This is a genomic window from Pseudoalteromonas sp. SM9913 (assembly GCF_000184065.1).
In the GTDB taxonomy this organism is placed as follows: Bacteria; Pseudomonadota; Gammaproteobacteria; order Enterobacterales; family Alteromonadaceae; genus Pseudoalteromonas; species Pseudoalteromonas tetraodonis.
The window spans coordinates 1,892,700-1,918,640 of the sequence record NC_014803.1; the positions used below are offsets into that span (position 1 = coordinate 1,892,700).

The 25,941-nt window shown below is 40.7% G+C and carries 21 protein-coding genes; 13 read left to right on the forward strand and 8 right to left on the reverse strand.

Features of this window, described 5'->3' with window-relative positions; translation table 11 throughout:
- Nucleotides 1-33: 33 nt before the first annotated feature.
- The 5 genes from PSM_RS08650 (at nt 34) to PSM_RS08670 (ending at nt 5,835) form a co-directional block, all read left to right on the forward strand.
- Complete coding sequence (locus tag PSM_RS08650) at nt 34-1,305, forward strand: hypothetical protein (RefSeq protein WP_013465140.1); 1,272 nt, start codon at nt 34-36, stop codon at nt 1,303-1,305.
- A 5-nt stretch (nt 1,306-1,310) separates the two neighbouring features.
- A complete protein-coding gene (locus tag PSM_RS08655) occupies nt 1,311-1,859 on the forward strand; it encodes a condensin complex protein MksE (protein WP_013465141.1) in 549 nt (182 codons plus the stop codon).
- Complete coding sequence (locus PSM_RS08660) at nt 1,856-4,648, forward strand: ATPase (RefSeq protein WP_013465142.1); 2,793 nt, start codon at nt 1,856-1,858, stop codon at nt 4,646-4,648. Before PSM_RS08655 ends, PSM_RS08660 begins: the two co-directional genes overlap by 4 nt.
- A 104-nt stretch (nt 4,649-4,752) precedes the next feature.
- Entirely contained in the window at nt 4,753-5,304 is a 552-nt protein-coding gene (locus PSM_RS08665; protein ID WP_013465143.1) for a DUF4136 domain-containing protein, read from the forward strand.
- 201 nt (nt 5,305-5,505) lie between these two features.
- A complete protein-coding gene (locus PSM_RS08670; RefSeq protein ID WP_013465144.1) occupies nt 5,506-5,835 on the forward strand; it encodes a hypothetical protein in 330 nt (109 codons plus the stop codon).
- Nucleotides 5,836-6,149: 314 nt separating this feature from the next.
- Here PSM_RS08670 and PSM_RS08675 read toward each other — a convergent pair whose 3' ends face one another.
- Nucleotides 6,150-6,659 (reverse strand): peptide-methionine (S)-S-oxide reductase, encoded by a 510-nt coding sequence (locus PSM_RS08675; protein ID WP_013465145.1) that lies wholly within the window; start codon nt 6,657-6,659, stop codon nt 6,150-6,152.
- 202 nt (nt 6,660-6,861) lie between these two features.
- On the opposite strand from PSM_RS08675, the gene PSM_RS08680 reads away from it, so the two are divergent.
- Nucleotides 6,862-8,715: a TonB-dependent receptor plug domain-containing protein gene (locus tag PSM_RS08680; RefSeq protein WP_013465147.1), complete on the forward strand. Its 1,854-nt coding sequence runs from the start codon at nt 6,862-6,864 to the stop codon at nt 8,713-8,715.
- Between the two features lie 372 nt (nt 8,716-9,087).
- Here the strand turns inward: PSM_RS08680 and PSM_RS08685 are convergent, their stop codons facing one another.
- Nucleotides 9,088-9,351 carry a YkgJ family cysteine cluster protein gene (locus PSM_RS08685; RefSeq protein WP_008109286.1) on the reverse strand — a complete coding sequence of 88 codons (264 nt, stop codon included), beginning with the start codon at nt 9,349-9,351 and terminating at the stop codon, nt 9,088-9,090.
- A gap of 171 nt (nt 9,352-9,522) precedes the next feature.
- On the opposite strand from PSM_RS08685, the gene PSM_RS08690 reads away from it, so the two are divergent.
- The 6 genes from PSM_RS08690 to PSM_RS08710 all read left to right on the forward strand — a co-directional run bounded on the left by PSM_RS08690 (nt 9,523) and on the right by PSM_RS08710 (nt 16,665).
- Entirely contained in the window at nt 9,523-10,698 is a 1,176-nt protein-coding gene (locus PSM_RS08690) for an efflux RND transporter periplasmic adaptor subunit (RefSeq protein WP_013465149.1), read from the forward strand.
- A gap of 3 nt (nt 10,699-10,701) precedes the next feature.
- On the forward strand, nt 10,702-13,851 hold the full coding sequence (locus PSM_RS08695) for an efflux RND transporter permease subunit (RefSeq protein ID WP_013465150.1): 3,150 nt from the start codon (nt 10,702-10,704) through the stop codon (nt 13,849-13,851).
- Between the two features lie 142 nt (nt 13,852-13,993).
- Complete coding sequence (locus PSM_RS18610; protein WP_013465151.1) at nt 13,994-14,170, forward strand: hypothetical protein; 177 nt, start codon at nt 13,994-13,996, stop codon at nt 14,168-14,170.
- A complete protein-coding gene (locus PSM_RS08700) occupies nt 14,163-14,450 on the forward strand; it encodes a hypothetical protein (protein ID WP_013465152.1) in 288 nt (95 codons plus the stop codon). Before PSM_RS18610 ends, PSM_RS08700 begins: the two co-directional genes overlap by 8 nt.
- Nucleotides 14,451-14,726: 276 nt before the next feature.
- On the forward strand, nt 14,727-15,680 hold the full coding sequence (locus PSM_RS08705) for a hypothetical protein (RefSeq protein WP_013465153.1): 954 nt from the start codon (nt 14,727-14,729) through the stop codon (nt 15,678-15,680).
- A gap of 94 nt (nt 15,681-15,774) precedes the next feature.
- Entirely contained in the window at nt 15,775-16,665 is an 891-nt protein-coding gene (locus PSM_RS08710; protein ID WP_013465154.1) for a dienelactone hydrolase family protein, read from the forward strand.
- Between the two features lie 20 nt (nt 16,666-16,685).
- Here PSM_RS08710 and PSM_RS08715 read toward each other — a convergent pair whose 3' ends face one another.
- On the reverse strand, nt 16,686-17,627 hold the full coding sequence (locus PSM_RS08715; RefSeq protein ID WP_029610011.1) for a LysR family transcriptional regulator: 942 nt from the start codon (nt 17,625-17,627) through the stop codon (nt 16,686-16,688).
- A 127-nt stretch (nt 17,628-17,754) separates the two neighbouring features.
- Between PSM_RS08715 and PSM_RS08720 the strand changes: the two genes are divergently transcribed.
- A complete protein-coding gene (locus PSM_RS08720; protein WP_013465156.1) occupies nt 17,755-18,411 on the forward strand; it encodes a nitroreductase family protein in 657 nt (218 codons plus the stop codon).
- A 44-nt stretch (nt 18,412-18,455) separates the two neighbouring features.
- Here the strand turns inward: PSM_RS08720 and PSM_RS08725 are convergent, their stop codons facing one another.
- The 5 genes from PSM_RS08725 to dapB all read right to left on the reverse strand — a co-directional run bounded on the left by PSM_RS08725 (nt 18,456) and on the right by dapB (nt 25,744).
- Complete coding sequence (locus PSM_RS08725) at nt 18,456-19,514, reverse strand: S66 family peptidase (protein WP_013465157.1); 1,059 nt, start codon at nt 19,512-19,514, stop codon at nt 18,456-18,458.
- A gap of 170 nt (nt 19,515-19,684) precedes the next feature.
- Nucleotides 19,685-20,161 (reverse strand): transcription elongation factor GreA, encoded by a 477-nt coding sequence (gene greA, locus PSM_RS08730; RefSeq protein ID WP_010388635.1) that lies wholly within the window; start codon nt 20,159-20,161, stop codon nt 19,685-19,687.
- A gap of 50 nt (nt 20,162-20,211) precedes the next feature.
- Nucleotides 20,212-23,430 (reverse strand): carbamoyl-phosphate synthase large subunit, encoded by a 3,219-nt coding sequence (carB, locus tag PSM_RS08735; protein WP_013465158.1) that lies wholly within the window; start codon nt 23,428-23,430, stop codon nt 20,212-20,214.
- Between the two features lie 16 nt (nt 23,431-23,446).
- A complete protein-coding gene (gene carA / locus PSM_RS08740; protein ID WP_016900401.1) occupies nt 23,447-24,583 on the reverse strand; it encodes a glutamine-hydrolyzing carbamoyl-phosphate synthase small subunit in 1,137 nt (378 codons plus the stop codon).
- A 363-nt stretch (nt 24,584-24,946) separates the two neighbouring features.
- On the reverse strand, nt 24,947-25,744 hold the full coding sequence (gene dapB, locus PSM_RS08745) for a 4-hydroxy-tetrahydrodipicolinate reductase (RefSeq protein ID WP_008463955.1): 798 nt from the start codon (nt 25,742-25,744) through the stop codon (nt 24,947-24,949).
- Between the last annotated feature and the right edge of the window lie 197 nt (nt 25,745-25,941).

Here is a 25,941-nt window from a genome sequence, read left to right on the forward strand (position 1 = left end):
AAAATAACGAATACTAGGAAGTTGCAACGCCTTATGATCCCAGCTAAAAAGCTACTTAATACCCTAAATGAACACTGGGGTGTATTAGAGCTATTATTTAAGCGCTTTAAAATGGCCGACTTTAGTATTAAAGATCTTCAAAATGCCATTAAGCAAAAGCAACCCACGTGGAATAATGAGCGTATTTATAAAGAAACCAACCGGTTATTAAATCAAGAAATTATTATTCCGCTGGCTAAATCGTCACAACTGGAAATTAACCGCGCCATTGCCGATTTTGCCACCTTTTTACTGCAAGAAGAACATTTAGGCTTAGCACAAGAAATTAGTGTCTTGGTTGATGATTTGGCCCGTTTAGGTAATCGGCTATCTAATGCCGGTGAAATGGAAGATTTTGATGATTTACGCCGCTTTAGCCGTATTATGGATGATCGGGTGCGTAAAATAATCAAACTGTTTTTACACAACGAAAACGCCATTTTAAATATTGTTGAGCAAGCCAAATCTAATAATGCAGTGCAGTCGCTACAAAAACGCTATAAAGCCGTGATAGAAGCGTTTGATGAGTATATAGAACCCATGCTGGAAATGGTGGATATTAGAGGCGACTTTCATGCCTGTTTTACTTTAATTGAGCAACAAATTAGCACCCAAATAGAACATATTGAACGTTCAGGCAAAGCGTACAACGATAAACGCATGCTTGAGCAATTGCGTACCCGAATTCTAGAAATGCACTTAGTTGGCCGGATAAGCTTACGTAAAAGTGCCGATATGCTTATGCCACTGCGTGAAGAGTTGCGCCGTAATAACCTTGTTACCCGCCAAGTAGCAAAAGTATTAGGGCTAATACGTAAAAATGGGGTAGATAATATGCTCAGCGCCGTGCAGCCACATTTTGTAAGCGATGCGCAAAAGTATTCATTGGGTCAACAGCGCCATATAGTAGCCTACATGGCAAGCCTGGCTGAATTTGAGCATCATGAATATCAGCTACCAGAGCAAAACGATGTGCCTGCGTTTGTCACGCCAAACATTCCTGACTATCACGATGTAAAAGCGCAGTTTGCAAAACGCTTCAAAAAGCAGCGTAAAAAACCACAGCCTCTGCTGCAATTTTTAGACGAAAGCTACCCAGAGCTTGAAGCCGATGAAATGCTGTTTTTATATCAAAAGCTAGTGAGCGATACCACCCTACACATTAGCCAAAGCGATAAAAAAGCCCGCGTTAACATTGCAGGCCAGCACTTTTCTTTGTACCCCTTTAATTCAGAGCCTCAGGCTGATAAAGCCGAGCACGAGTAATGACCATGACACAGATAAACTTAAATGAGCTTTCTCACTTACAAGCCATTAATAAAAAATTAGTCGCGGGTTACCACATTTGCGAACAAGACACGGTAATGTGGCAAGAGCTTGACCAACAAATTGAAGCCTACAGCGCCTTATTCACAGCATTAGGCCATGATTTAAAGCACGACAGTCGTGGCTTTTATTATTTTGCTAGCGATGAAAGCACCCCCAATATGGGCAAAATATCGCGCGCGATAGCGCTCACTATTTATATTTTAATCGAACACTTTGCCAACACAGGTAAAGACCCAATGCGTGCATTATTTGATGAGCCAAACGATTTAGAGCTAATGCAAACCTTGGTACAACTTAATAAACATTTATTTGATCAGCTTGAAATATTCTCGGGTTCTGATTTACGCAAAGATGTGTATTTACGCATGGTACGTTTAGGCCTTGCCCGCGAAGTGGAAGGCGGCTTTATGCTACAGGCGCCAATTCATCGCTATATTGATGCCTTAATGGAAGTAAATGAAGAAACCTTTTTAGGAGAGGACGAGGAATGAAAAACTTATACGGACTGAGTAAACTCGCCCTACTTAATACTGCAGGCTATGCAAAGTGTGTGATCCCACTTGATAAAAGTAGCTCGATTTGTGCGCCTAACAACACAGGTAAAAGCTCAGTTATTAATGCACTGCAATTTCCGCTAATTAACGATTTACGCCTTACCGAGTGGGATGGCCACGATTTAGATGAAACCCGTAAGTTTTATTTTTCATCAGATCAATCGTACATTTTATTGCAAGCCGATTTACCCCATGGCTCAGTTGTCATTGGCGTAGCAGGCTTAGGTAAAATTGCCGGTTATGCACACCAATACTTTTGCTATCAAGGCAAACTTGATTTAGCCCAGTACACCCAAGGCAATACCATTATTAAGTTTACCAAGCTGTTTAATCACTTAAAGCAGCAAGGTTACAACCCGATAGAGCTTAAAGCGCAAGAGTTAAACGCCCTACTTACTGGCGGTGCAACGCAATTTGATGGTGAGATCAATTTAAAAATGATCCCCCTTAACAACGTTCAAGACTCTGCAATATACAAAGAAATATTTCGTCGTATTCTTAATTTACATAAATTAGGCGCAAACGACGTTAAGCGCTTTATGTTACGTGTGTTTGAACGCCACATGTCAAATTCAAAGGTCGACTTTTACGAAGTATGGCGCCGGTCGTTTGATAAAGTAAACCGCGCAAAACGTGAATTAAAAGCCCTTGAGTCAATGCAAGAGCCCATAGCCGCCCTCGAATCTATGCTTGAAAACCAAACCGTTCTTAAAGGTAAACTGGCCGCTTATGCACCAAAAATTGACCAAGCACTGATTGATTTTGATACGTATCAGGAAGAGCAACTAAGCGAGCTCAACATCGCTCTTGAAGATATTGAGCACGAAAAACACGAGTTTGAACAAAAACAAAGCTTATACGTTCAACAATCGCGCGATATAGAGCGCAAACAAACCCAAATTGAACAGTGGTTTTTAGATTACAACGCTCTTAAAAGTGAGTTTGAGCTGGTTAATAAAGCCACGCTCAAAACCAGCTTAACGCAGTTAAAAAATGACTACGAGTCGTTGTCACACTCAATAACGAGTGCACAAGGTCAAAGCCTGCACACCCTTGATTACCGCATTGGCGAAACACAAAAACAAATTAAAAGCTTAAAGTTACAACTTAAAAACTTAGAATTTAATTTATTCACTCGTATGCGTGAAGACTTATCACTGAAAGAAGTTGAAGAAATATCGCGATTATTAAACCCCGATCTTCTCTCCTTTGCTACCACCAGCAATGGCGATATCACTATTGATGATGACGATGCTTTCGGCGAATTTTTAGCGCAGCTTAGTGAAAACGTAAAAGGCGGTGTACTCACCCTGCCCGGTGCCAGTATTAAGCTTAAAAAACTCTCGCCTGTGCAAATGCAAAGCGGCGAAAACAAAGAGCAACTGAGTGCTCAATTAACCGCACTTGAGCAATCATTAAAAGAGTTTAAACAACAGCGCGAAGTGGCCGCCAATGTTGCAGATAAGCAAAAAGAAAAAGACGCGCTATACGATGAGCTTATGAGTGCTGAAAGTGCACTTAAACGCTTAGAGCAATTTGAAGTGATGCAACAATCGGTTGACGCCCAAGCAATGCTAAAAGAGCAGCTTTTAGCCGAACGCGAACAAGTTGACGACTACCTACAAGATATTCAAAAAAACAGTGGCTCAATTGCTGATAGACGCTCGTTAATTAAATCAAAACAAGCGCAAATTAATCGTCAAACAGAGCGCCTGCGCCAAGTTAAAACCGAGCGTATTGACCACACGTTAGATTTATACAGTGGTAAAGTGACACCTTACATGATTGATATAAAAATCGATTTTGATAATTTAAGCGATTTAATTCACCACTTTAACAAAGACTGCCAAGAGCTACGTAATTTCGATATAAATGTACGTAATACTTATATGCATATTTACAATGCAGGTATTACCAAATTCGATAACGAAAACGATGAGTTTAGTAAATACCAAAAACTTATTAGCGCGTTTCATAATATTGATAACGAGCGTGATGCCGTTGAGCGCCAAGGTCGCGTTGCCCTCACCGAAGTGGCCGCCACGATTAAAGGCTTACGTGAAGATTTAGACCGCCTACGCCGTGAAATGAATAGCTTTAATAAAGGCATAAGCCAGCATCGTATTTCAAACCTGCAAGCGTTTAAAATTAATATTATCCCGCGCAAAATGTTGGTAGATAGCATTGATACCATTATAAGTACCTCTAACCAAATTGAACAAGGCGATACTCTTGATTTACTTAGCCAAGAGCCGTACAGCGAAAGTGCGGTAAACGACGCAAAAGATCATTTAATTAAACTCGCCTCAGACAAAGCAGGCCTGACCCTTACCGATTTATTTGATATTCGTTTTGAAGTGGTTAACCGCGCGGGCGAAACCGAGCACTTTGAAAAAATAGATTCGGCTGGTTCAAATGGTACGCGTATCACCATTAAGCTATTATGTGGCATGTTGTTTATTCGTTACTTATTAAGCGATCAGGAACAAAACTTATACCGTATACCTATTTACATAGATGAAGCGGCTGATATCGATCCGCAAAACCAAAAAGCAATTATAGAAACCGCCCTGAGCTTTGGCTTTGTGCCAATATTTGCTTCGGTTAAACCGCAAATAAGTTGTGATTATATTGTGCCAATTCGTTCAGTAAAAAACGGCGCACAAAACTGGGTAGATGAAAAAGATTGGATTGAGGTTGAACATAAAGCCTCTCTACTGGACTAAAAATTAATTGGCTATTCATCTTAGCCAGTTACACTTATTTTTAGATTTTAAATTACCCTCGCCCATGGTAGTTTAAATAAACGCACTTTATTGGAGCAAACGTAATGAAACATATATTTATTGTCGCAGCACTGGCGCTACTTACCGCCTGTACACAAACGCCCGATTGGGATTACGATAAATCAGCAAACTTTAGTAACTACAAAACGTTTGCTTGGGTAGAAAACGCGAGCCTAACCAAAGACACGAATAACTACCAAATCAGTGGCCTTATGGAAAAACGCGTTCGCAATGCGGTAAACAACCAACTAAGCCAACAGTTAGGTATGCAATTGGTTGACGTAGCGCAAGCTGATGTACTTGTTAATTACCATGCAAGTGTTGATAAAGAGCTTGAAGTAGATACCTTTAACGTAGGCTACGGTGCACGTTGGGGTTACTGGGGCACAGGCTTTAACCACGATGTAAGCGCACGTGAATATGAAGTAGGCACGTTAGTTATCGATATTATTGATCGTGAGTCAAACCAATTAATTTGGCGTGGTGCTAAAGATGGTCGTTTAAAGAAAAAACAAACACCATCACAACGTGAAGCCGCTATTAAAGAAACGGTTGCCAATATTTTAAGCAACTTTCCGCCTAAAGCGCAGCAATAAATTTTAATTAATATTTAAAAGCCCGCATGTTCGCGGGCTTTTTTATGGCTTAAAAACTGTTTGCCTATAATGTAATAAGTTGCGCATTAACAAGGTGATAGCTCAATGCTATAGTAATCATGTTACAAGGGATAAAGCTTAATCAATAAGACGTTTAGTAAACCTAGTGTTTAAAGTTGTGAGATAAATTAAAGGATTAAAATGAAAGAAATGTGCCCAAATTGTAAAAGTAATTTTGCAGCTAAAGATATAAATAATATTAACAAAAATAGTATTTTTATTGAAAAACAATGCCCTTCTTGTCAAACATGGTTTTGTTTGAATAAAACACTCACGATTATAAAAATTATTGGTATTTTTTTATTGTTAATAACCAGCCTATTAAATATCTTCAATATTAAGAGTGAATACAGTCTAATTTTTTCAAGCGCTGGTTTTGTAGGAATATTAGTAGCAATCATTATTACTTTTTTTGGCCAAAATGAAGCAATCAAAAAAGAAACCAAAAGTAAAATATGTAGATATCAGTAATACTAGAATGCTATTGAGCCAAGTAGTATTCACTTTGTTTTCTTTTGCTTTAGGGTTATTACTTATAATAATCGCAGTAAATTCTATACAAGACGGTTATGTTCATACACCAACAGATTATCGAGTTGAATCTGAGGTTTATTTTTTCTCGACCTCTCCATTTGCTTATCTTTTTAACCTTCTTTTTTACTTAGGATGTGGGATCTTTTTTTAGCGGTACCTTACTTAAGTAGAGATATGTTCCCTCGTAAAAAAGATAAAAAGATAAAAAGATAAACAAAAAAGTTCAAAGAAAAAATAAACAATAGTTTTAATTAACTCGCTTTGTACTTATATAATAACTCAAAGGGTAAATGACAGTAGTCATCTGGGTGATTAGTTAAACGGTCTTGATGCTCGGGATCGCTAGGGACATAATTAGTCAGTGGCGCTACTTGTACCGCTATTTTTTCAGCATCATCACGCTGGCTAATATAGTCTCTAGCGATGTTTAAATGATTACTGTCTTGGCTAAAAATGGCGGTGCGGTATTTTTCGCCTACATCGTTACCTTGTTTATTGATACTGTATGGGTCAATAATCTCAAAAAAATAGCCGATTAATTCATTTAAGGTCACTTCTTGGGCATCAAAGGTTACTTTCACGCATTCGGCATAGCCATCGTATTCACCTTGTGTTGTGTTACTCTTGCCGTTGGCACGCCCCGCCTCAGTAGTCACTACTCCAGGTAAATACTTCATAAATTCTTGCACGCCCCATAAGCAACCACCAGCAAAATAAAGTGTGTGCTGATTTAATGAATGACTCGATTGTTGTGTTTGCATAATAAAGTGACCAATGTAAATAATTTATAGGATGCAGAGTTACTATTTTGTAACGCTAGATTTGATTATCAAATGCAGTTTTTTATCATTAATGTACAATAGCGCCCAAAATCACCCTAGCTTAGTGAGCTTACCTTATCATGTGATAAAAAGTGATAGGTATTTAATTGTTAGCGCCATTGCATAAAATGAGAATAATGATATGAATCGTGCCCCGCACCTTATTATACCGGCCGTACTAGCCAGTATTTCAACTGTTGCTTATGCAGAGCAGAGTAAAGAAACAGCAACCATAGAACAAATAACAATTGAAGCGTCACCCACCGCCAATACATTACCTGTTGGTACATTTGATTCGCCTATTTCAAATTTAGAGTACGACCCGCGTGTTGACTTGCAATCACGCAATATGGCTGAAGCACAAGCTGATGTAACGATACGCGGTGGTATTTTTGAAAATACCGGCTTTAGAGTCGGCAGTGCAACTCTACTAGACCCGCAGTCTGGTCACTACTTTGCAGAAATTCCTATTGCACCACAAATGCTAACGGGTGCCAGCGTATTAACCGGAGCCGATAATGCACTTTATGGCATGAATAGCTCGGTAGGTACTGTGTCGTTTGCTTGGAAACCAATAACAACTGGTGGCAGTGTCTCTTTGGGCGCTGGCTCAAATGACTTTAACCTACAAACAATTCATGCAGGTGTGAGTACTCCAATTGAAGCAAACGCTAATTGGCGTATTGGTTTTGAAGGTGAATATTCGCACTCACAAAGTGATGGTTCAATTGATTTTGGCGATCATGACTTTACCCGTACTTCTGGAAGAGTGCAGTTAACTGGGAGCGATTCACAAACTGATTTATTTTACGGCTTACAAGAAAAGTTTTTTGGTTGGCCAAACCTTTATACCCCCTTTGGTGTAAATGAAACCGAAGACTTAGAAACCCAATTATGGATGCTCAACCATAAGCAAGCCTATGCTACCAACAGTGAATTTGAAGTATCGGCTTATTACCGCAAGCATAACGACCATTATGTTTATTCAAGAGAGAACCCAAGCGCGTTCCAAGCATTTCATGAAACACAAGTAAAATCATTGGCTATTTCAGGTCGTCATGCGCAAACAAAGTCAGTTGCGGTTAATTACTCGGCGCAATATATAGAAGACAGTATTGACTCCACCACCCTTGAAAATAACTTTACTTCACGTAACTACTTTAAGCTTAGTGTATTGCCTGAATACACAACAGCACTAGCAAGCAAGCAGCAACTAACCGTCCGCTTAGGTGCTGCGTTTGATAACACCAGTCGTGATGATTCTGAGCTATCGCTAATTGGTGATATTAGTTTCAATACCCAAAATAACGATGGCACTGAGCGAACATTGTATTTGTCGTATGCCGAGGCAAGCCAAGTAGCAGGCTACACCGCCATTGGTGGCAGCGAGACTGGTGGGTTGTTCAGAAGTAACGCTAATCTTGAGCGCGAAACCACTAAAAATTTAGAGCTGGGCTTATTGCTTGAGCAACAAAGCTGGCAGCTTAATTCCGCACTTTTTTATCGTAAAGATAACAACCTAACCGATTGGACATTTAGCTTTGATTCAAGCTCAGCGCGATTTGCACAGCCGGTTGATATTGACACCACAGGCCTTGAGTTTTTAGCCACTAAACAATTTAATAATACAGAAATTGTTGCCAGCTATACCTACTTACATAAAACAGAAACCTATGGCGCTGAAAATGTTGATGCTAGCTTTTATGCCTTAAATTTTCCTGATCATCGTGTAACACTCGGTGCGATTTGGAACCCGACGGATATGTTAGAGTTTCGAGTAGATAATGAGTGGCGTAAACAGCATAACAATGCGCTGCGCCGTTCAGATGACGAGGCACTATTTACTCAGCTGACGTTAAAAATAACCCCGGCTACACTGCAAAATTTCTTTATTACTTTAGCTGCGGATAATTTGTGGGATGAATCGTTTGAAGAAATCCCAGGCACGCCAGGTCGCGGTGAGCAATATACGCTAAGCGCCACGTATAGCTGGTAACAATTTAGCTCGGCGAGGGTGTATCCCACGCTGAGCGTGTTTTTTTAATTGAAATAATAAACAGACTAGCAACAAACTGACTTAAAAATTTCATACCGCAGCTCGCCCTACTTTACGTACTCTAAAAGCGCAGCGCCTCTTCGCCCTCTTTGTGCATTTATCATTAAAAACGGTATGAACAAAGAGGATTGAATAAGAAGAAAATGAGAAAAACACGACTCACTAAATCAAGTGACTTTGTGTCTAAGTCACTTACTCCTAAAGCGCAGTGTCTCTTTGCACTCTCTCAGTACTACTTTTAGAAACAAAAAGTAAGTGTCTACACTTTTCAAGCGTATAAATTGTAAATATATGTGTATTTAATACAATAAATTAGGTTAATTGCTCTAATTCTGTAATTAACGTCAATGCGTGTTCATTAGTCGTCCCACAAACATCTAAAGTAGCGCTAAAATCACTACACACTTTTGGGCGCGACTCATCACCAAATAGCTTACATAAATTACGCTCATCCAGCTGAATACAACGTTCTCCGGCCTTTTTACCATTTGGCATACCCGGTATTGGCGAGCTAATACTTGGTGCAATACAACATGCTCCACAGCCTAAACGGCACGCCATTGATTGTGTTTTCATTATAACCTCAGTAATAAATTTTAATTATATTGTTGCTGCTTTGCATACAAACAGAGCGATTTGTTCTATTTGTAACCGCATTATGCAATGACTTGTTACATCTTCAAACACACTGTAAACACTTTATTGCGTATCATTAGCCCATCAGCACAATTTATGAAGGAATGCCCTGTGGCGACTAAAAAACAAATAATACTCCCTATCGCGGTCCTTGTTGGTGGCATCGCCCTTGCAGCGGGCTTTTCAGCAATGAAAAAACCACCAGAAGAAAAACCAGAACAAGATACTCGCCCATTGGTTGCAGCACAACCTATTCACCTTGATGCAATCACTCTCGATGTTAAATCGTACGGTATTGTGCAACCTAAAGACCGCACTGAGCTGATTGCTCAGGTAAGTGGCCAAGTTATTTCTGTTGCAGGGCAATTTGTTGAAGGTGCCTTCGTAAAGCAAGGAGATATTTTAGCACGAATTGACCCAAATGATTACGAAGCTGATTTAATTGAAGCTGAGGCTGGGCTCGCCCAAGCAAGTTCAGCGCTTGAGATTGAACGTGCTCAAGCGCATGTTGCTAAAGCTGAATGGGAACGCATTAAAGCAGACTCAAGCGATATTACCGCTTCTGCGCTTTATTTACGTAAACCGCAATTAGCAGAGAAAATGGCGCGTTATCGCTCAGCACAAGCAAGTGTAAAACGTGCTAAACGTAATTTAGAACGCACTTATATTAAAGCCCCCTACGATGCAATTATAAACGCGCGTAGCATTAGTTTGGGTTCTGTTGTAAATCCAGGTAATAGCTTTGGCTCACTCAGCGCCACTTCGGTCGCTGAAGTACGTTTACCGGTTGCCGATAAAGAGCTTCAATACTTAAATAATGGCGGTATTGGTGCAACAGTGTTATTTAGTGCGCAGTTCGCGGGCAAAGAAACCACATGGCAGGCAGAAGTTGTTCGCAGTGAAGGGGTGATAGATCAAAAAAGCCGTATGAGCTACTTAGTGGCACAATTACCAACCCCATATGCTAACAAAACTCAACCATTGCGTTTTGGCTCCTATGTTAACGCTAGCATAGAAGGTCGTGCAGTTAATAACGCCATTGTTGTGCCACATCATTTAGTCAAAGAAAATAAAATTGCGATATTAAATGACGATTTAACCCTGTCGTTTAAAACTCTCAATATTATACGTGAACAAAACGGCATGGTGATCGCAGACCAAGGGCTTAATGAAGGTGAACAGCTAATTACTTCTGCCCTTGAATACCCTACCGAGGGAATGGCGGTAAAAATTGAAGACGTTGTAACAACCCCAGACGTTACTCAACTTGCATTGAAACAGGAGTAACTTATGTCTACACGTGAAAAAGGCCTAATTGCATGGTTTGCGCGCAACCCTGTTGCAGCAAATCTATTGATGATATTTATACTTATTGGTGGCATTTTAACGGCGTTTACTATTCGCAAACAAATGTTTCCACAATTTGAAAGTAACTGGATCAGTGTCTCCGCGGTATATCCTGGCGCAGCCCCGCAAGAGGTTGAGGAAGGCATTACTATAAAAGTTGAGGAGAACCTTGAGGGTATAGAGGGAATAAAGCGCCTTATCACCTACTCCAATAGAGGCTCTTCACAAGCATGGATTGAAATAGAAGAGCAGTTTGATCCGCAAGAAGTACTCGATGAAATTAAAGTACAAGTAGATTCAATTAATACGTTTCCTGCGGGTATGGAGCGCCCTATTGTTCGTCGCGATAAATACGAACAAGAAGTAATGATACTTGCCCTTTACGGTGACATGAGTAACTACCAACTTAAAGAGCTCGGAAACGATATAAAAGACGAGCTTCAGGCACTGCCTAATATTAATTTAGTTAACTTTAATGGTGGCCTTAATTACGAAATTGGTATTGAAGTAAGCCCAGACAAACTGCGTGCTTATGGATTAACGTTTAGAGATATTGCCAGTGCAGTGCAAAGCTTTTCTGCCAATATGTCAGCTGGGCAAATTCGCTCTGAAAATGGCTATATTTCAATGCGCGTTGAGAAACAAGCCTACCGTGGTAGCGAGTTTGCGAAACTACCACTGATCACCCTTGCCGATGGCGCGCAAGTATATTTAGGTGATGTTGCCACTATAAATGATGGCTTTGAAGAAGGCCTGCAATACTCAAAATACAATGGTAAAAACTCATTGTCGTTTGAAGTAAACGCCTCTAAAGATCAAGATATTACCGATGTTGCTAAAGTACTTAAAACCTATATGGCTGAAAAAGAATCGCAACTGCCTGCAGGTGTTAAGCTCTCTCCTATTGTTGATTTAACTTACTACCTCGAAGGTCGCCTCGATATGATGGTCGACAATATGATTTGGGGTGGCTTATTAGTTATGTTGGTATTAGCGCTGTTTTTACCATTACGTTTAGCTTTTTGGGTAATGATGGGTTTACCTGTGTCATTTTTAGGTGCCTTTTTGTTTATGCCAATTGGCTTTTTAGATGTCACCATTAATTTAGCCTCGTTATTTGCCTTTATACTGGTGCTTGGGATAGTGGTTGATGACGCCATTGTTGTGGGCGAATCTGCTAGTGCTGAAATAGAAAAACACGGCCATACACTCGATAACGTAGTACGCGGCGTAAAGCGCGTGGCAATGCCAGCCACATTTGGCGTACTTACCACTATTGCGGCATTTTTACCGCAAACTCTTGCCACAGGCCCTGGTGCGGCTTTTTCTAAAGCCATTGGTGGGGTGATTATTTTATGTTTAATTTTCTCACTGATTGAATCAAAACTTATTTTACCAGCACATATTGCGGCAATGAAAGACCGTAAACCAAATCCAAAAAACCCGCTTCACCGTGCACGTAAAGTAATGGATAACGGCCTAAAAAGTTTTGTTGATAACTACTACACCCCGTTTGTTGGTCGCTGCATTCATTATCGCTATACCGTAATTGTCGGTTTTATGTGTTTACTGATTGTCAGTGCGGGAATGTTTGCCGGTGGTTTAGTTAAATTTGTGCCTAATCCTAAAATACCGCACGATTTTCCACGCATTGATATAGAAATGAACTTAGCGTCTTCTGAGCAAGCAACGCTTGAGACAGCTAAAAAAGTAGAGCAGCTAATACTGAGCGTTGATAGCCAGCTCAAAGAGCAATACGGTAAACCGATGATCCGCGATTTATCAGTTAGCTTACGTGGGCGAACGCAAGCAAACATTATGGCTATTTTAGTTGAACCCGACCTGCGCCCTATTGATACCTTTGCACTGAGTGCCTTATGGCGCGAGCAAATGCCTAACTTACCGGGTGTTAAAACCCTAACCATTCAAGACAGTATTATGAACGGGGGTCGAGACGATGGCGATGTAAGCTTTAAACTCGAAGGTAAAAATGCACAAGTACTTAAAGAAGTCGCTGGTAAGCTTAAAACCAAGTTACAAAGTATGGAAGGCGTAGGCGATGTTAATGACTCAATGCAAAGCGCTACCGATGAAGTACAGCTAGATTTAAAACCACTTGCTTACAGCATGGGGCTAACCCTTGCCGATGTGGCGTCACAAGTAAGCTTTAGTTATTACGGTTTAGAAGCACAACGTATTCTTCGAGAAGGTGAAGAAATTAAAGTGATGATCCGCTACCCAGAAGATGAGCGTAACTCAATCAGCGATATCGACAGCGTACGTATTATCACCCCAACAGGCGCTGAAGTACCATTAAGTGAAGTTGCTAATATTTCATTAGTTGATGGGGTTAATCGTATTCGCCGTGAAAATTCAAAACGTACAGTAAACGTGTGGGCTGCGGTAAATACTGACCAAGTAGAGCCCTTTGCCATTGCACAACAAATTCGTGATGAGTACTTACCTTCATTACTTAAAAACTACCCAGGGGTGCAAAGTAATGTGGCTGGTCGTATTCAAGAGGAAATGGATAGCGCTGATGAGCAATTACGTGACTTTGCGCTATCGATGATCATAATTTTTGCATTATTGGCTATTCCTCTGCGCTCTTACTCGCAACCATTAATTATTATGTCGGTCATTCCATTTGGTGTGGTTGGCGCAATGTTTGGCCACATGGTACTAGGTATGACCATGAGCAGCTTATCGATGTTTGGCATTATTGCGGTAGCCGGTGTGGTGGTTAATGACTCACTCGTGATGGTAGATTTTGTAAACAAAGCGCGTGCTGAAGGCGTGGCAATAAAACAAGCGGTAATGCAAGCCGGTGCGCGTCGCTTTAGAGCCATATTACTGACTTCAATTACCACATTTATTGGGGTCATGCCGATTATTATGGAAACCAGCTTACAGGCAAAAATTGTAATACCTATGGCGGTATCGCTCGCTTTTGGTGTGCTGTTTGCAACGGTAATAACGCTTATTCTTATACCGTGTCAGTATGTTGCGCTTGAAGATGCAAAACGCCTGATCCGCAAATGGCGCGGTAAAGATGCCCTAGTCGATGGCCAACCAGCAACGACGAATCACTAAATTAAGTAAAATCCCAACCAAAAAAGCTCGGTATTATTATGCCGAGCTTTTTATTTATAGTTAAAAAATAGCATTCAACTATTTGCCAGTTTGTCTCCCTACTGGTAATTTAACTCTAAACTTTGCTCTTAAAGGATTAACCATGGGCACATTTCAGCTTATCTTATTTATCGTCTTTGCCGTATTGACTACTCTGGGTTACAAAAAGAACAACCGCAATTTAATGCTATTGGGTGCAATAACTATTTCTTTTGCATTTGTAGGATTAGAATTTTTACTTGGGTTTGATGAAGGATTATCAAGGACTAACTATGAATAAAAAAGTAATACATTGGCCAAGTATGTCACTTTATTTAATCGCCTTATTCACGTTTATCGGTGGCATTATTGACTCCACCTATTCGAGCTTCCTCATTGGCTTTGGCTTTAGTTTTATGGGCTTTGCAAGCATTCGCTTAATCCCAGCAAACTTTCTTACTCGTAAACTAACTAGCCCTGTAGCGGAAACTCTCGTTCGCAAAAGAGATATAGCAACACAAATTATCGGATTTTTATTACTCATTACTGGGTTAGCTTTATCTATGTTGTTCAACGTTTAATTGCGTGATTAAAAAGATCCTATGATGAGCATAGTAAACTGCTCGTTTTTTTACGCTGCTGGGTGCAATAACTATTTCTTTTTCATTTGCCGGATTGGGATTTTACTCGGGTTTGATGAAGGATTATCAGGGACTAATTATGAATAAAACTTACAAAGCTATATAAGTTCACATTATTCAAATTCACTTTGACTCAGATTCTATGGGTTCTTAAATATTAGGCAATTAAGGTTTTAGCTTTTTACAAAAATTGTATATATAGAAAAAGGAGTTTTAATGCGCTTTATAACACTAATCCTGTCTTTTATAGTTCTTTTGAGTGGATGCCAGAACTTTATTGCCAAACAAATAACGAAGCCTGTTAGACCAGTAATTTTTGATAAATCGGTATTGAATAGCAATGTAACGGGCCAGAAAACCCAATACTGTATAAGTAAAAAACAGTGTGTAAACTTTTTATACACCTCACCAACAATACTTTATAAAGGCAAAATAATTTCAACGGTTACACTCAATTTTAAATTAAAAAATGGCACAACAATTAAAACGTTTGAGGAAACCTTAAATCATACAAATAAACACCCTGTTAAAAAAAATCATTTAATCATTTTACTTCCAGGTTATGGTATTGATTATACAATCTATGGAGTGCAATCACGCTGGCTTGCTCATTTTACGGGAGCCGACGTTGTTGTTGCCCCTTCGCCTAACCAAAATGAACCATTTGACTTTGGTTTAGTAAATGCAAATATTGTGAGTGAATATATAAAGACGCAAAAATATGAAAATATATCTCTTGTTAGTTATTCAATGGGTGCAGTTGCGAGCAATCACATAATAGGCAAGCTGAATATTAATAAACACATACTTATTGCTCCTATGATTAATTTTAAAACTGCATTAAATACTATTGCTAGGTTAACCCACCCTATTTATAGCACGTTTTTAGGTGATGATTATTTGAACGAAGTGGCTAATAAAATAATTGAAGAAAGTGGAGTTCCGTCTTACAAGCTTAATCTATTCAATATACTTAGTGCACCTAGTTACACTAAAAAAACTTACATCTTTGCAAGTAACGCTGACAAAGTAAGTCCATATAGTGATTTATACACTCTTAATAAAAAAAATATAACTATTAACGAGGTAAAAAGTTTAAATCATCCTGAAATGGTTGCTTTAATATCAAAGCAACAAAGAGAGGCTATTCTTTTATTACTTAACGAGTAGTTTTATAACAATTACAATAATTAAAGGAAAACTGCTCGTTTTTTATGCCTTTTACGTTATGGTATTTAATAATCATAATAAATAAGGCACAACTATGACCTCCCCTCAGTCTGAACACATTCCTCAAGAAGCATTTGATTGGTATGACGAATACGCTCATGGTTTAATTGATAGACGCACGTTCATGAAAAAGCTTGGTGGCTTAGCCGCATTGGGCTTTTCAATGACGGTGCTTACAGGTGCATTATTACCTAATTACGCACAAGCCGAGCAAGTCTCATTTAACGACGATGACATAAAAGCCACTTACCAAGAATTTGATTCGCCTGATGGCCATGGTTCGGGCAAAGGCTATTTAGTGGTTCCAAAAAATACACAAGGCAAGCTACCTGTTGTATTAGTAGTACACGAGAATCGCGGCTTAAATCCGTATGTAAAAGATGTTGCAAGGCGACTGGCTAAAGCCGGCTTTATTGCCTTTGCCCCTGATGCGTTGCACCCACTGGGTGGCTACCCAGGCAACGACGATGAAGGTCGAGCCATGCAGCGCACGATGGATCGCGTTAAAATACAAAATGATTTTGTTGCCGCCGCGCATTTTTTGAAGGCGCATCCAAGTAGTAATGGTAAATTAGGTGCCGTTGGTTTTTGTTTTGGTGGCTATATTGTTAACTATTTAGCTGCCGTAGACAGTAATTTATTGACTGCGGGCGTGCCCTTTTATGGCACACCTGCAAGTGAAAGCTTACACAAAAATATAAAAGCGCCGTTAATGATTCAGTTAGCTGAGCTTGATAAACGCGTTAACGCCACATGGCCTGAGTATGAGCAGAGCTTAAAATCAAACAATGTTGATTACACTATGCACATGTACGAAGGCGCAAATCATGGTTTTCATAACGATTCAACTGGCCGCTACGATGAAAAAAATGCCGAACTTGCATGGCAGCGTACATTAGCATTTTTTAATAACCACTTAAGTTAACATTACTAAGCGTGTATTTGTTACTCGTTAATTAATACACGTTTATCAACAATTCCCTCTTTTACTAGCTGATTCAATAAGTGAGCGGTTTTTTCTCTGCACACATCGCGTAGTAGTCGTACAGCGGGAGTAATCGATTGTCTGCTTGGGCAAATAAGCCACAGCTCCCCTTGGGTGTGCTGATAGTTTGGCATCACAGTAACAACGCGTTTATTTAATAAGTCATCAGCAATATCTAACGCCGATTTAACCGCTAAACCTTTATCTGCCACACACCAGCGCCTTACTAAATCGCCATCGTTTGAGGCACGTCTGCCCTGCATTTTTACTTTGTATTTTTTTTGGCCATCGGTAAACTCCCATACATTATTGATAATATCTTGCAGCTGATAAAATAACCCGTGATGCTGCGCTAAATCATCAGGGTGCTCTGGCTCACCATATTTAGCTAAATAGGTAGGTGTAGCACAGAGTAGTCGCGGTACGTTGCAAATTTTAAACCCATATACACTGCTATCACTTGGGGAGCCATAACGCAGTGCAATATCAACCGAATCACGAAAAAAATCGATATTGCTATCGCTAATGTGCGTACGCAAGCTCACACTTGGGTACCTATCCATAATGTCATCAATCCAGGGGATCACTAGGTTGCGCCCTAAATCAGATGAAGTAGCCACCCGCAATTCTCCCTCAATAGCATCATGTTCTCCTTTGAGGTTTTGCCTTGCCGTTTCAAGTACAGCCAGCGCTTGTTCGCATTGGGGTATGTATCGCTCCCCTGCACTGGATAAACGCAAATGGCGAGTTGTTCTAATAAATAATTCGCAGCCAAGGGCTGATTCTACGCGCTTAATAGCCGCACTGGCGGTTGCTGTGCGCATATCTAACTTAGCAGCAGCTAAAGTAATACTTCGACACTCTGCTACTTTTAAAATCAGTTTTAAGTCATCAATCTGCATATTATCTATTTTTATTTGATAATGATTCAATAATTATGCTGTTTATTTTAAATAAAGCAAATTGTATTATGTTGCTCATACACTCAGTGAACACTGTTTATTAGCCCTTTTTTATTATGGAGAGACTATGACTCACCCTATTATTCGCGACCTTGAAAGCCGCCATACTGCTAAACGTTACGACGCGACAAAGCGCATTTCTCAAGACGATTTAACGGTATTGTATGATGCTATGCGTCTTTCTCCTTCGTCAATTAATTCGCAGCCTTGGAAATTTGTAGTGATTGAATCAGACGCTGCAAAAGAGCGTATGCACACTACCTTTGCTAACAAGTTTCAATTTAATCAGCCACACATTAAAGCGGCGTCGCACATTATTTTATTTGCTCATAATCCGCAATATACTCGTGAAGATTACGGACACGTAATTGATGCCGATATAAAGAATGGCAGAACTCAAAAAGAAAACCGCGAGCAAGCTTTTGGCGCCTTTGCGTTTGTTGATTTAAATACCGATGAGCAAGGTAATAATGCCGCGTGGACCAAAGCACAAACCTACATTGCTTTAGGCAATACTATGCATGCAGCAGCACGCTTAGGGATTGATACCACGCCGATGGAAGGCGTTGATGCACAGCTGATTGGTGAAGAGTTTGCAAGCGAATTAGACGGCTACATCTGTGATGTGGCACTTGCGCTGGGTTACCATGATGCAGAAGAAGACTACAATGCTAAGCTGCCAAAATCACGTTTAAGCAAAGACCAAGTAATTCAGGTTTTATAAGTCAAAGCTGCTCACTTTAAATTGTTAGTGAGCAGCTCACTTTATTAGGCTAGTTTTGTGACCACAGACGCACTAATAACTTTGCCTTGATCAACATCTGCGGTAACAGTGCATAAAGCTCCATTGATTAAATTTAAATTAGGAGGGATGTGACCAATATCGGCATCAATGATCACCGGAAATAAACACCCGCCAAAAGCGGCATTTAAGCCTTGGCGATAATCAAACCCCGGATCTTGCCCCTGTAAGGTTACATGGCGGCCAATAATCACCCCGTTTATATCATCAAACATACCGGCTAATTTGAGTGACAATAAAAACCGTGCAACCGTCGCAGGCGTGAGCTCTGCGCTTTCTAAATAAAGCACAATACCTTGCGAGGCATTATGCTTTTTAAACTCATGCAGTGCTAAAAAAGGCGAATCAAGCAACAGCCCAACCGTATCAAGACACCCACCAAACAATCGCCCTGACATTTCGATACTGCGTTTATCGGTGTAATTTAAACATTGCCACTGGGTTGGCGCGCTGTGATCAAATAATACGTTTGGGTTTTGTGCATAATCAGGCTTGCTATGTTGATGGTAAGTCGAGGGGGCTTGCTCAAACTCACTATTAGCCTCATAGCTTAGACTTTCAAAAATTTGTAAACAATACGGATCTTTTTCATCGGGGTGTAACTGAATTAAATTGGCGCTATGCAGTGTTGCCCAATTACATTTTGCTGTCAGTGCACAAGCAATCGTGCTGACATCTGAATAACCCACCAACCATTTAGGTTTGGCATTTTTAATTGCGCCAAAATCAAGTAACGGCAATATTTCCATTGCCAGCTCTCCGCCCATTGGCGGCATAATCGCATCTATTTTATCATCCAATAAAAAGTCCATTAATTGCTTGGCATGCTGCTTAGCAGTAAGTTGAGTTCGCGGCTCGTTTTGACGTAAAAACTCCCCTTCAACAACCTCATAACCTCGATGTTTTAAGCCATTAATGACGATGTCTAACCGTGGGTGATATTTTGATTTGATCCCCGCTGATAAAGAACACACGGCGATTTTAGATCCCACTTTTAAAGGTGCTGGATACAGTATATTTGCCATATTATTTCCTTATTGAAGAATAGGTTACTACCATAACAACATAGTCTACATTTACAAACAATGAATAATAATTGACCGGTATCTAAACCAAATATAAAAACCAAGCATAAAAAAACCAGTGCTTATTGCTAAGCACTGGTTTTTATAAAACGTTAAAGTGAGTTAACTAATTAAATATACTCAACCTCAATGATTTCGTACTCTACATCACCTTTTGGCGTTTTGATAATCACAGCGTCATCCGCTTGTTTACCAATTAAGCCGCGAGCAATTGGTGAATTGACAGAGATTAAATTACTTTTAATATCTGCTTCATCATCGCCAACAATCTGATATTTAACTTCAGCGTCGGTTTCAACATTAACGATGGTTACTGTAGTACCAAAAATCACTTTACCTGTATTAGGCATCTTTGTTACGTCAATCATCTGCATGTTTGAAAGTTTTGCTTCAATTTCTTGAATACGGCCTTCACAAAAACCCTGTTGCTCACGCGCAGCGTGATACTCAGCATTTTCTTTTAAGTCACCGTGTTCACGTGCATCAGCAATATCAGATACAATTTTTGGACGGGTAACAGTTTTTAATTCGTTAAGTTCATCGCGCAATAATTTTGCGCCACGAACTGTCATTGGAATTGATTGCATACTTTTCTCACTTAATCCCAAGGCCGTGGTTACGGCCTTGGCACATTTCCTTAGTTCAATCGCAGGTGTAGTTCTTGAACAGACGTCACTTTACTGCGGTCATCTGCTTGGTTAGCAGTACAGTTAGCAAATGCCGCATTCAATGTCGTAGTATAATTGGTTTTGTGCTGCAATGCACCACGACGTAACACCTTCGAATCTTCAATCGCTTGGCGACCTTCGGTGGTATTAACGATATAGCTATACTCGCCATTTTTGATTCTATCAAGAATGTGCGGACGACCTTCATATACTTTATTTACACGGCGAACCGTAATTCCAGCATCTTCAAGTGCAGCAGCTGTTCCACCTGTTGCATCTAGCTCAAAACCAAGGTCTGTCATGGTTTTAGCTAGTTCTACAATACGTGGCTTATCGCTATTACGTACAGATAGTAACGCGCGACCACCACGTGGTAAAGTGTTGCTTGCACCTAATTGTGCTTTTGCGAACGCTTCGGCGAAAGTATCACCAACACCCATTACTTCACCCGTAGAGCGCATTTCTGGGCCACGGATAGGATCCACACCTTGGAACTTAGCAAATGGCAATACCACTTCTTTTACGCTGTAGTACGGTGGAATCACTTCTTTAGTAATGCCTTGGCTTGCTAAAGATTGACCTGCCATACAACGTGCCGCAACTTTTGCAAGTGCTACACCCGTTGCTTTAGATACAAATGGAACTGTACGTGCTGCACGTGGGTTTACTTCGATTAAATACACTTTGCCATCTTTAACCGCAAACTGTGTATTCATCAAACCAACTACGCCAAGCTCAAGGGCCATATCAGTTACTTGCTTACGCATTACATCTTGTACTTCTTGCGTTAGCGAGTGAGCTGGTAATGAACACGCTGAGTCACCAGAGTGAACGCCCGCTTGTTCAATATGCTCCATGATGCCGCCAATAATCACTTGCTCGCCATCACAGATAGCATCAACGTCAACTTCGATTGCGTTATCTAAGAAACGGTCAAGTAACACGGGTGCTTCGTTTGATGCAGATACGGCCTCGGTCATGTAACGACGTAAGTCTTGCTCATCGTATACAATTTCCATCGCACGACCACCTAATACGTACGAAGGACGTACTACCAGTGGGAAACCAATTTCAACTGATTTTAAAATAGCTTCTTCAGTTGAGGTTACGGTGGCATTTTCTGGCTGCAGTAAATCCAAACGCTCAACAAGTTGTTGGAAGCGTTCACGATCTTCTGCACGGTCAATCGCATCTGGCGAAGTACCAATTACTGGCACACCGTTCGCTTCAAGCTCACGCGCTAGTTTAAGTGGTGTTTGACCACCGTACTGCACGATAACGCCTTTTGGCTTTTCAACACGTACAATTTCTAGTACGTCTTCAAGCGTAATTGGCTCAAAGTATAAACGATCAGACGTATCGTAATCGGTAGATACCGTTTCAGGGTTACAGTTAACCATAATAGTTTCGTAACCGTCTTCACGAAGCGCAAGCGCTGCGTGTACACAACAGTAATCAAATTCAATACCTTGGCCGATACGGTTAGGACCACCACCAATCACCATGATTTTATCACGGTCAGATGCGTTCGCTTCACACTCTTCATCGTAAGATGAGTACATGTAAGCTGTATCTGAGCTAAATTCGGCAGCGCACGTATCAACGCGTTTGTACACAGGCACAATATTGAGTTGATGACGCTTTTTACGGATTTCAGCTTCTGACACACCGGCAATTTCTGCAATACGCGGATCTGCAAACCCTTTGCGTTTAAGTTTACGCAAGAAGTCTGCATTTAAGCCGGCCATACCGACTTCTGAAATTTTAGCTTCGTCTTTTAAGATATCTTCAATTTGTACTAAGTACCAAGGGTCAATCTTAGTTAATTCAAATACATCTTCAACGCTCATACCATGGCGCATTGCATCGGCAATGTACCAAATACGCTCTGCACCTGGCTCACGTAATTCACGAATGATTTTTTCTTTTGCTTTAGGGTCATCAAATGCCACAATTGGGTTAAAGCCTGTTGCGCCTACTTCTAAACCACGTAATGCTTTTTGTAATGACTCTTGTTGGTTACGACCAATCGCCATTACTTCGCCCACTGATTTCATTTGCGTCGTTAAACGGTCGTTTGCACCGGCAAATTTTTCAAAGTTAAAGCGAGGAATTTTTGTTACAACGTAATCGATTGACGGTTCAAACGACGCTGGGGTTTTACCGCCAGTGATATCGTTTTGAAGCTCATCTAACGTGTAGCCTACCGCTAACTTAGCGGCGATTTTAGCAATAGGGAAACCGGTTGCTTTAGAGGCCAGTGCCGATGAACGTGATACACGTGGGTTCATTTCAATGATAACCATACGGCCATCAACGGGATTTACACCAAATTGTACGTTTGAACCGCCGGTTTCAACACCAATTTCACGCAATACGGCCATAGAGGCATTACGCATGATTTGGTATTCTTTGTCGGTTAATGTTTGTGCTGGAGCCACAGTGATTGAGTCACCTGTGTGCACACCCATTGGGTCAAAGTTTTCAATAGAACAGACGATAATACAGTTGTCTTTTTTGTCACGAACAACTTCCATTTCGTATTCTTTCCAACCAATTAACGACTCATCTATTAATAACTCGCTGGTTGGTGAAAGGTCTAAACCGCGCTCACAGATTTCTTCAAACTCTTCCATGTTGTAAGCCACACCGCCGCCGGTGCCGCCCATTGTGAAAGAAGGACGAATAATACACGGTAAGCCGATACGGGTCATGGTATCGCGCGCTTCATCCATTGAATGGGCAATTTCAGCACGTGGACATTCTAGGCCGATGTTACGCATAGCAACATCAAAGCGCTCACGGTTTTCTGCTTTATCGATTGCATCGGCTGTTGCGCCAATAAGCTCAACGCCATGCTTAGCCAATACACCATGCTTGTCTAAATCAAGCGCACAGTTTAATGCTGTTTGGCCACCCATTGTAGGCAGGACAGCATCTGGCTTTTCTTTTTCAATGATTTTTTCTACCACTTCCCAGTGAATTGGTTCGATGTATGTTGCATCGGCCATTTCTGGGTCAGTCATGATAGTTGCTGGGTTTGAGTTAACTAATATAACTCGATAGCCTTCTTCTCTTAGTGCTTTACACGCTTGAGCACCAGAGTAGTCAAATTCACAAGCTTGACCAATTACAATTGGGCCTGCGCCTAAGATAAGAATGCTTTTTATGTCGGTACGTTTTGGCATTATTACTCCGGTTAAATTAGTGGTTACGCGCTTGCATCAAATCGATGAAGTGGTCAAATAATGGGGCTGCATCGTGCGGACCAGGACTCGCTTCTGGGTGACCTTGGAAGCTAAATGCTGGTTTATCTGTACGGTGAATACCTTGCAATGTGCCGTCAAATAACGATTTATGCGTTGCACGTAGGTTATCTGGTAATGTGGCTTCATCTGCAGCAAAACCATGGTTTTGTGCGGTGATCATTACGACATCGCGCTCAAGATCTTTAACTGGGTGGTTACCACCATGGTGGCCAAACTTCATTTTTACTGTTTTAGCACCTGAGGCAAGCGCTAATAGTTGATGCCCTAAACAAATACCAAAAATTGGCGTATCGGTTTCTAAAAAGGTTTTAATTGCATCAATGGCATAAGTACATGGCTCAGGATCGCCAGGGCCATTTGATAAGAAAATACCATCAGGGTTTAATGCTAGTACGTCAGCGGCAGAGGTTTGAGCGGGTACAACCGTTAGTTTACAACCACGATCTACAAGCATACGTAAAATATTACGTTTAACACCGAAGTCGTAGGCAACAACATGAAACTTTTCATCATCAGCGTGTAAGGTTTTAAACCCTTCGCCTAATGTCCAGCTTGATTCGCGCCACTCAAAATTTTCCTTGGTTGAGACAACTTTTGCTAAATCCATGCCTTTTAAGCCTGGGAAGGCTTGCGCAGCTTCAAGCGCTTTTTTCTCGTCTAGTTCGTCACCGGCAACGATACAGCCATTTTGTGCGCCTTTATCACGCAAAATACGGGTTAGTTTTCTGGTGTCGATGTCCGCAATACCTAAAATATTACGTTCTTTTAAGTAATCATCTAACGATTGCTCGTTACGAAAATTACTCGCTAGCAGTGGCAAATCACGGATCACTAGGCCTTTAGCCCAAATATGACTCGCTTCTTCGTCTTCGCTGTTGGTACCCGTATTACCGATATGTGGGTACGTCAAAGTTACGATTTGTTCCGCGTACGATGGATCAGTCAAAATTTCTTGATAACCAGTCATAGACGTATTGAATACTACTTCACCGACTGACATGCCGTCAGCGCCGATTGCAGTACCGCGAAACACTGTGCCGTCTTCTAGGACTAACAGAGCGGATTTAGTCAAGTTAAACCTCCTAACAGTAAAAAACGGGAGTAAGCAAATTGCTTAACACCCCGCCAATACTCAGATAATTGGTCAAAACCTGATTTCTGTGAGCTTAAATTGTTTTACGCAGTCTTAAATGATGCCGATGTAAACCACTAAACCTTCATTCATTTTTCTTGCCTAAAACTCTTTTCATTCCCACACAAACCCCGGTTTTGCTAACCATATGAGTATAATTGGAAACACGCATTTAGTAATTTTTGGCAAATTGGCTGCATTCTACATGAAGTTGGCTTTTAGGTCTAACGCTAATTAGTAAATTGTAATAAATAAGTGGTTATAGCAAAAAAACCACTCCAAAGCGTTAAAAAAGGAACTTAACTACTTTAAATCTAGCACATCTTGCATATCATAAAGTCCTGCAGGTTTATTTTTCAACCACTGCGCAGCTCTTATAGCACCTAGCGCGAAGGTCATTCGCGAACTTGCTTTATGGGTTAATTCAAGTCTTTCGCCCATTGTAGCGAAGTAGGCCGTGTGTTCACCTACTATATCACCGCCTCTTAGCACCGAATAACCAATTTCATTTTGTGATTTGGCCTGCTCTATGTTGTTGCGATCATAAACGGCAACCTCATCATGATCCCATCCTTTTGCCTGAGCAATCGACTCGCCAATGGCAAGTGCAGTGCCCGATGGCGCATCAATTTTATGACGATGATGTGCTTCAAAAATTTCTATATCTAAATCATCGCCTAGTTTTGTCGCTGCCGTTTGCACTAAGTTAAGCAGTAAATTTACGCCCACGCTATAATTACGCGCAAATACAATCGGAATATGTTTAGCGGCATCCGTTAATAGCGCCATATCGTCATGAGTTAAGCCGGTGGTGCCAATTACCATAGGTGTTTTTTGCTCAACGGCTGTTTTTAAATGATTTCTCATGCCTTCAGGCAAAGTAAAGTCTATAAGCACATCTACATTTTCAACCTGCTGTTCACTGCTAAACTTAATCTCTTTTGCCGCTGCGCTATTAAGCTGATTAACGGGCAGGTCTAATAACGGTGACTGACTGCGCACATAGGCCGCCGCTAATTGTGAATTTTTATTGATTGTTGCTGCTTCTACAAGTGCCAGTCCCATACGGCCATTCGCACCAAACACACCTACTCGATTCATCTTTTTACAACCTATGTATTTTTTAGTTAGCTAGATTTTATCTAAAACTCATGTAATAGTCAGGAAAGCTTATAAAAAAGCTTCGATTATTTTAGGGTCTGTTGACCTTTGCGGATTAAAATTTGTTCAAACTAGGAGCGGTTTAATCGTGGCGCGAGGTTTGTAACCTAGTGGGCTAAGTAAAAACCGAGCAACAA

Bases quoted from the DNA above. Each gene is read 5' to 3' on its own strand.
- PSM_RS18610 (WP_013465151.1), top strand. From the start codon at position 13,994: ATGGGCACATTTCAGCTTATCTTATTTATCGTCTTTGCCGTATTGACT.
- PSM_RS08715 (WP_029610011.1), bottom strand. From the start codon at position 17,627: ATGCAGATTGATGACTTAAAACTGATTTTAAAAGTAGCAGAGTGTCGA.
- PSM_RS08680 (WP_013465147.1), top strand. From the start codon at position 6,862: ATGAATCGTGCCCCGCACCTTATTATACCGGCCGTACTAGCCAGTATT.
- carB (WP_013465158.1), bottom strand. From the start codon at position 23,430: ATGCCAAAACGTACCGACATAAAAAGCATTCTTATCTTAGGCGCAGGC.
- PSM_RS08705 (WP_013465153.1), top strand. From the start codon at position 14,727: ATGCGCTTTATAACACTAATCCTGTCTTTTATAGTTCTTTTGAGTGGA.
- PSM_RS08675 (WP_013465145.1), bottom strand. From the start codon at position 6,659: ATGCAAACACAACAATCGAGTCATTCATTAAATCAGCACACACTTTAT.
- PSM_RS08660 (WP_013465142.1), top strand. From the start codon at position 1,856: ATGAAAAACTTATACGGACTGAGTAAACTCGCCCTACTTAATACTGCA.
- PSM_RS08650 (WP_013465140.1), top strand. From the start codon at position 34: ATGATCCCAGCTAAAAAGCTACTTAATACCCTAAATGAACACTGGGGT.
- PSM_RS08665 (WP_013465143.1), top strand. From the start codon at position 4,753: ATGAAACATATATTTATTGTCGCAGCACTGGCGCTACTTACCGCCTGT.
- PSM_RS08720 (WP_013465156.1), top strand. From the start codon at position 17,755: ATGACTCACCCTATTATTCGCGACCTTGAAAGCCGCCATACTGCTAAA.
- greA (WP_010388635.1), bottom strand. From the start codon at position 20,161: ATGCAATCAATTCCAATGACAGTTCGTGGCGCAAAATTATTGCGCGAT.
- PSM_RS08685 (WP_008109286.1), bottom strand. From the start codon at position 9,351: ATGAAAACACAATCAATGGCGTGCCGTTTAGGCTGTGGAGCATGTTGT.
- PSM_RS08710 (WP_013465154.1), top strand. From the start codon at position 15,775: ATGACCTCCCCTCAGTCTGAACACATTCCTCAAGAAGCATTTGATTGG.
- PSM_RS08695 (WP_013465150.1), top strand. From the start codon at position 10,702: ATGTCTACACGTGAAAAAGGCCTAATTGCATGGTTTGCGCGCAACCCT.
- PSM_RS08725 (WP_013465157.1), bottom strand. From the start codon at position 19,514: ATGGCAAATATACTGTATCCAGCACCTTTAAAAGTGGGATCTAAAATC.
- PSM_RS08670 (WP_013465144.1), top strand. From the start codon at position 5,506: ATGAAAGAAATGTGCCCAAATTGTAAAAGTAATTTTGCAGCTAAAGAT.
- PSM_RS08700 (WP_013465152.1), top strand. From the start codon at position 14,163: ATGAATAAAAAAGTAATACATTGGCCAAGTATGTCACTTTATTTAATC.
- dapB (WP_008463955.1), bottom strand. From the start codon at position 25,744: ATGAATCGAGTAGGTGTGTTTGGTGCGAATGGCCGTATGGGACTGGCA.
- PSM_RS08655 (WP_013465141.1), top strand. From the start codon at position 1,311: ATGACACAGATAAACTTAAATGAGCTTTCTCACTTACAAGCCATTAAT.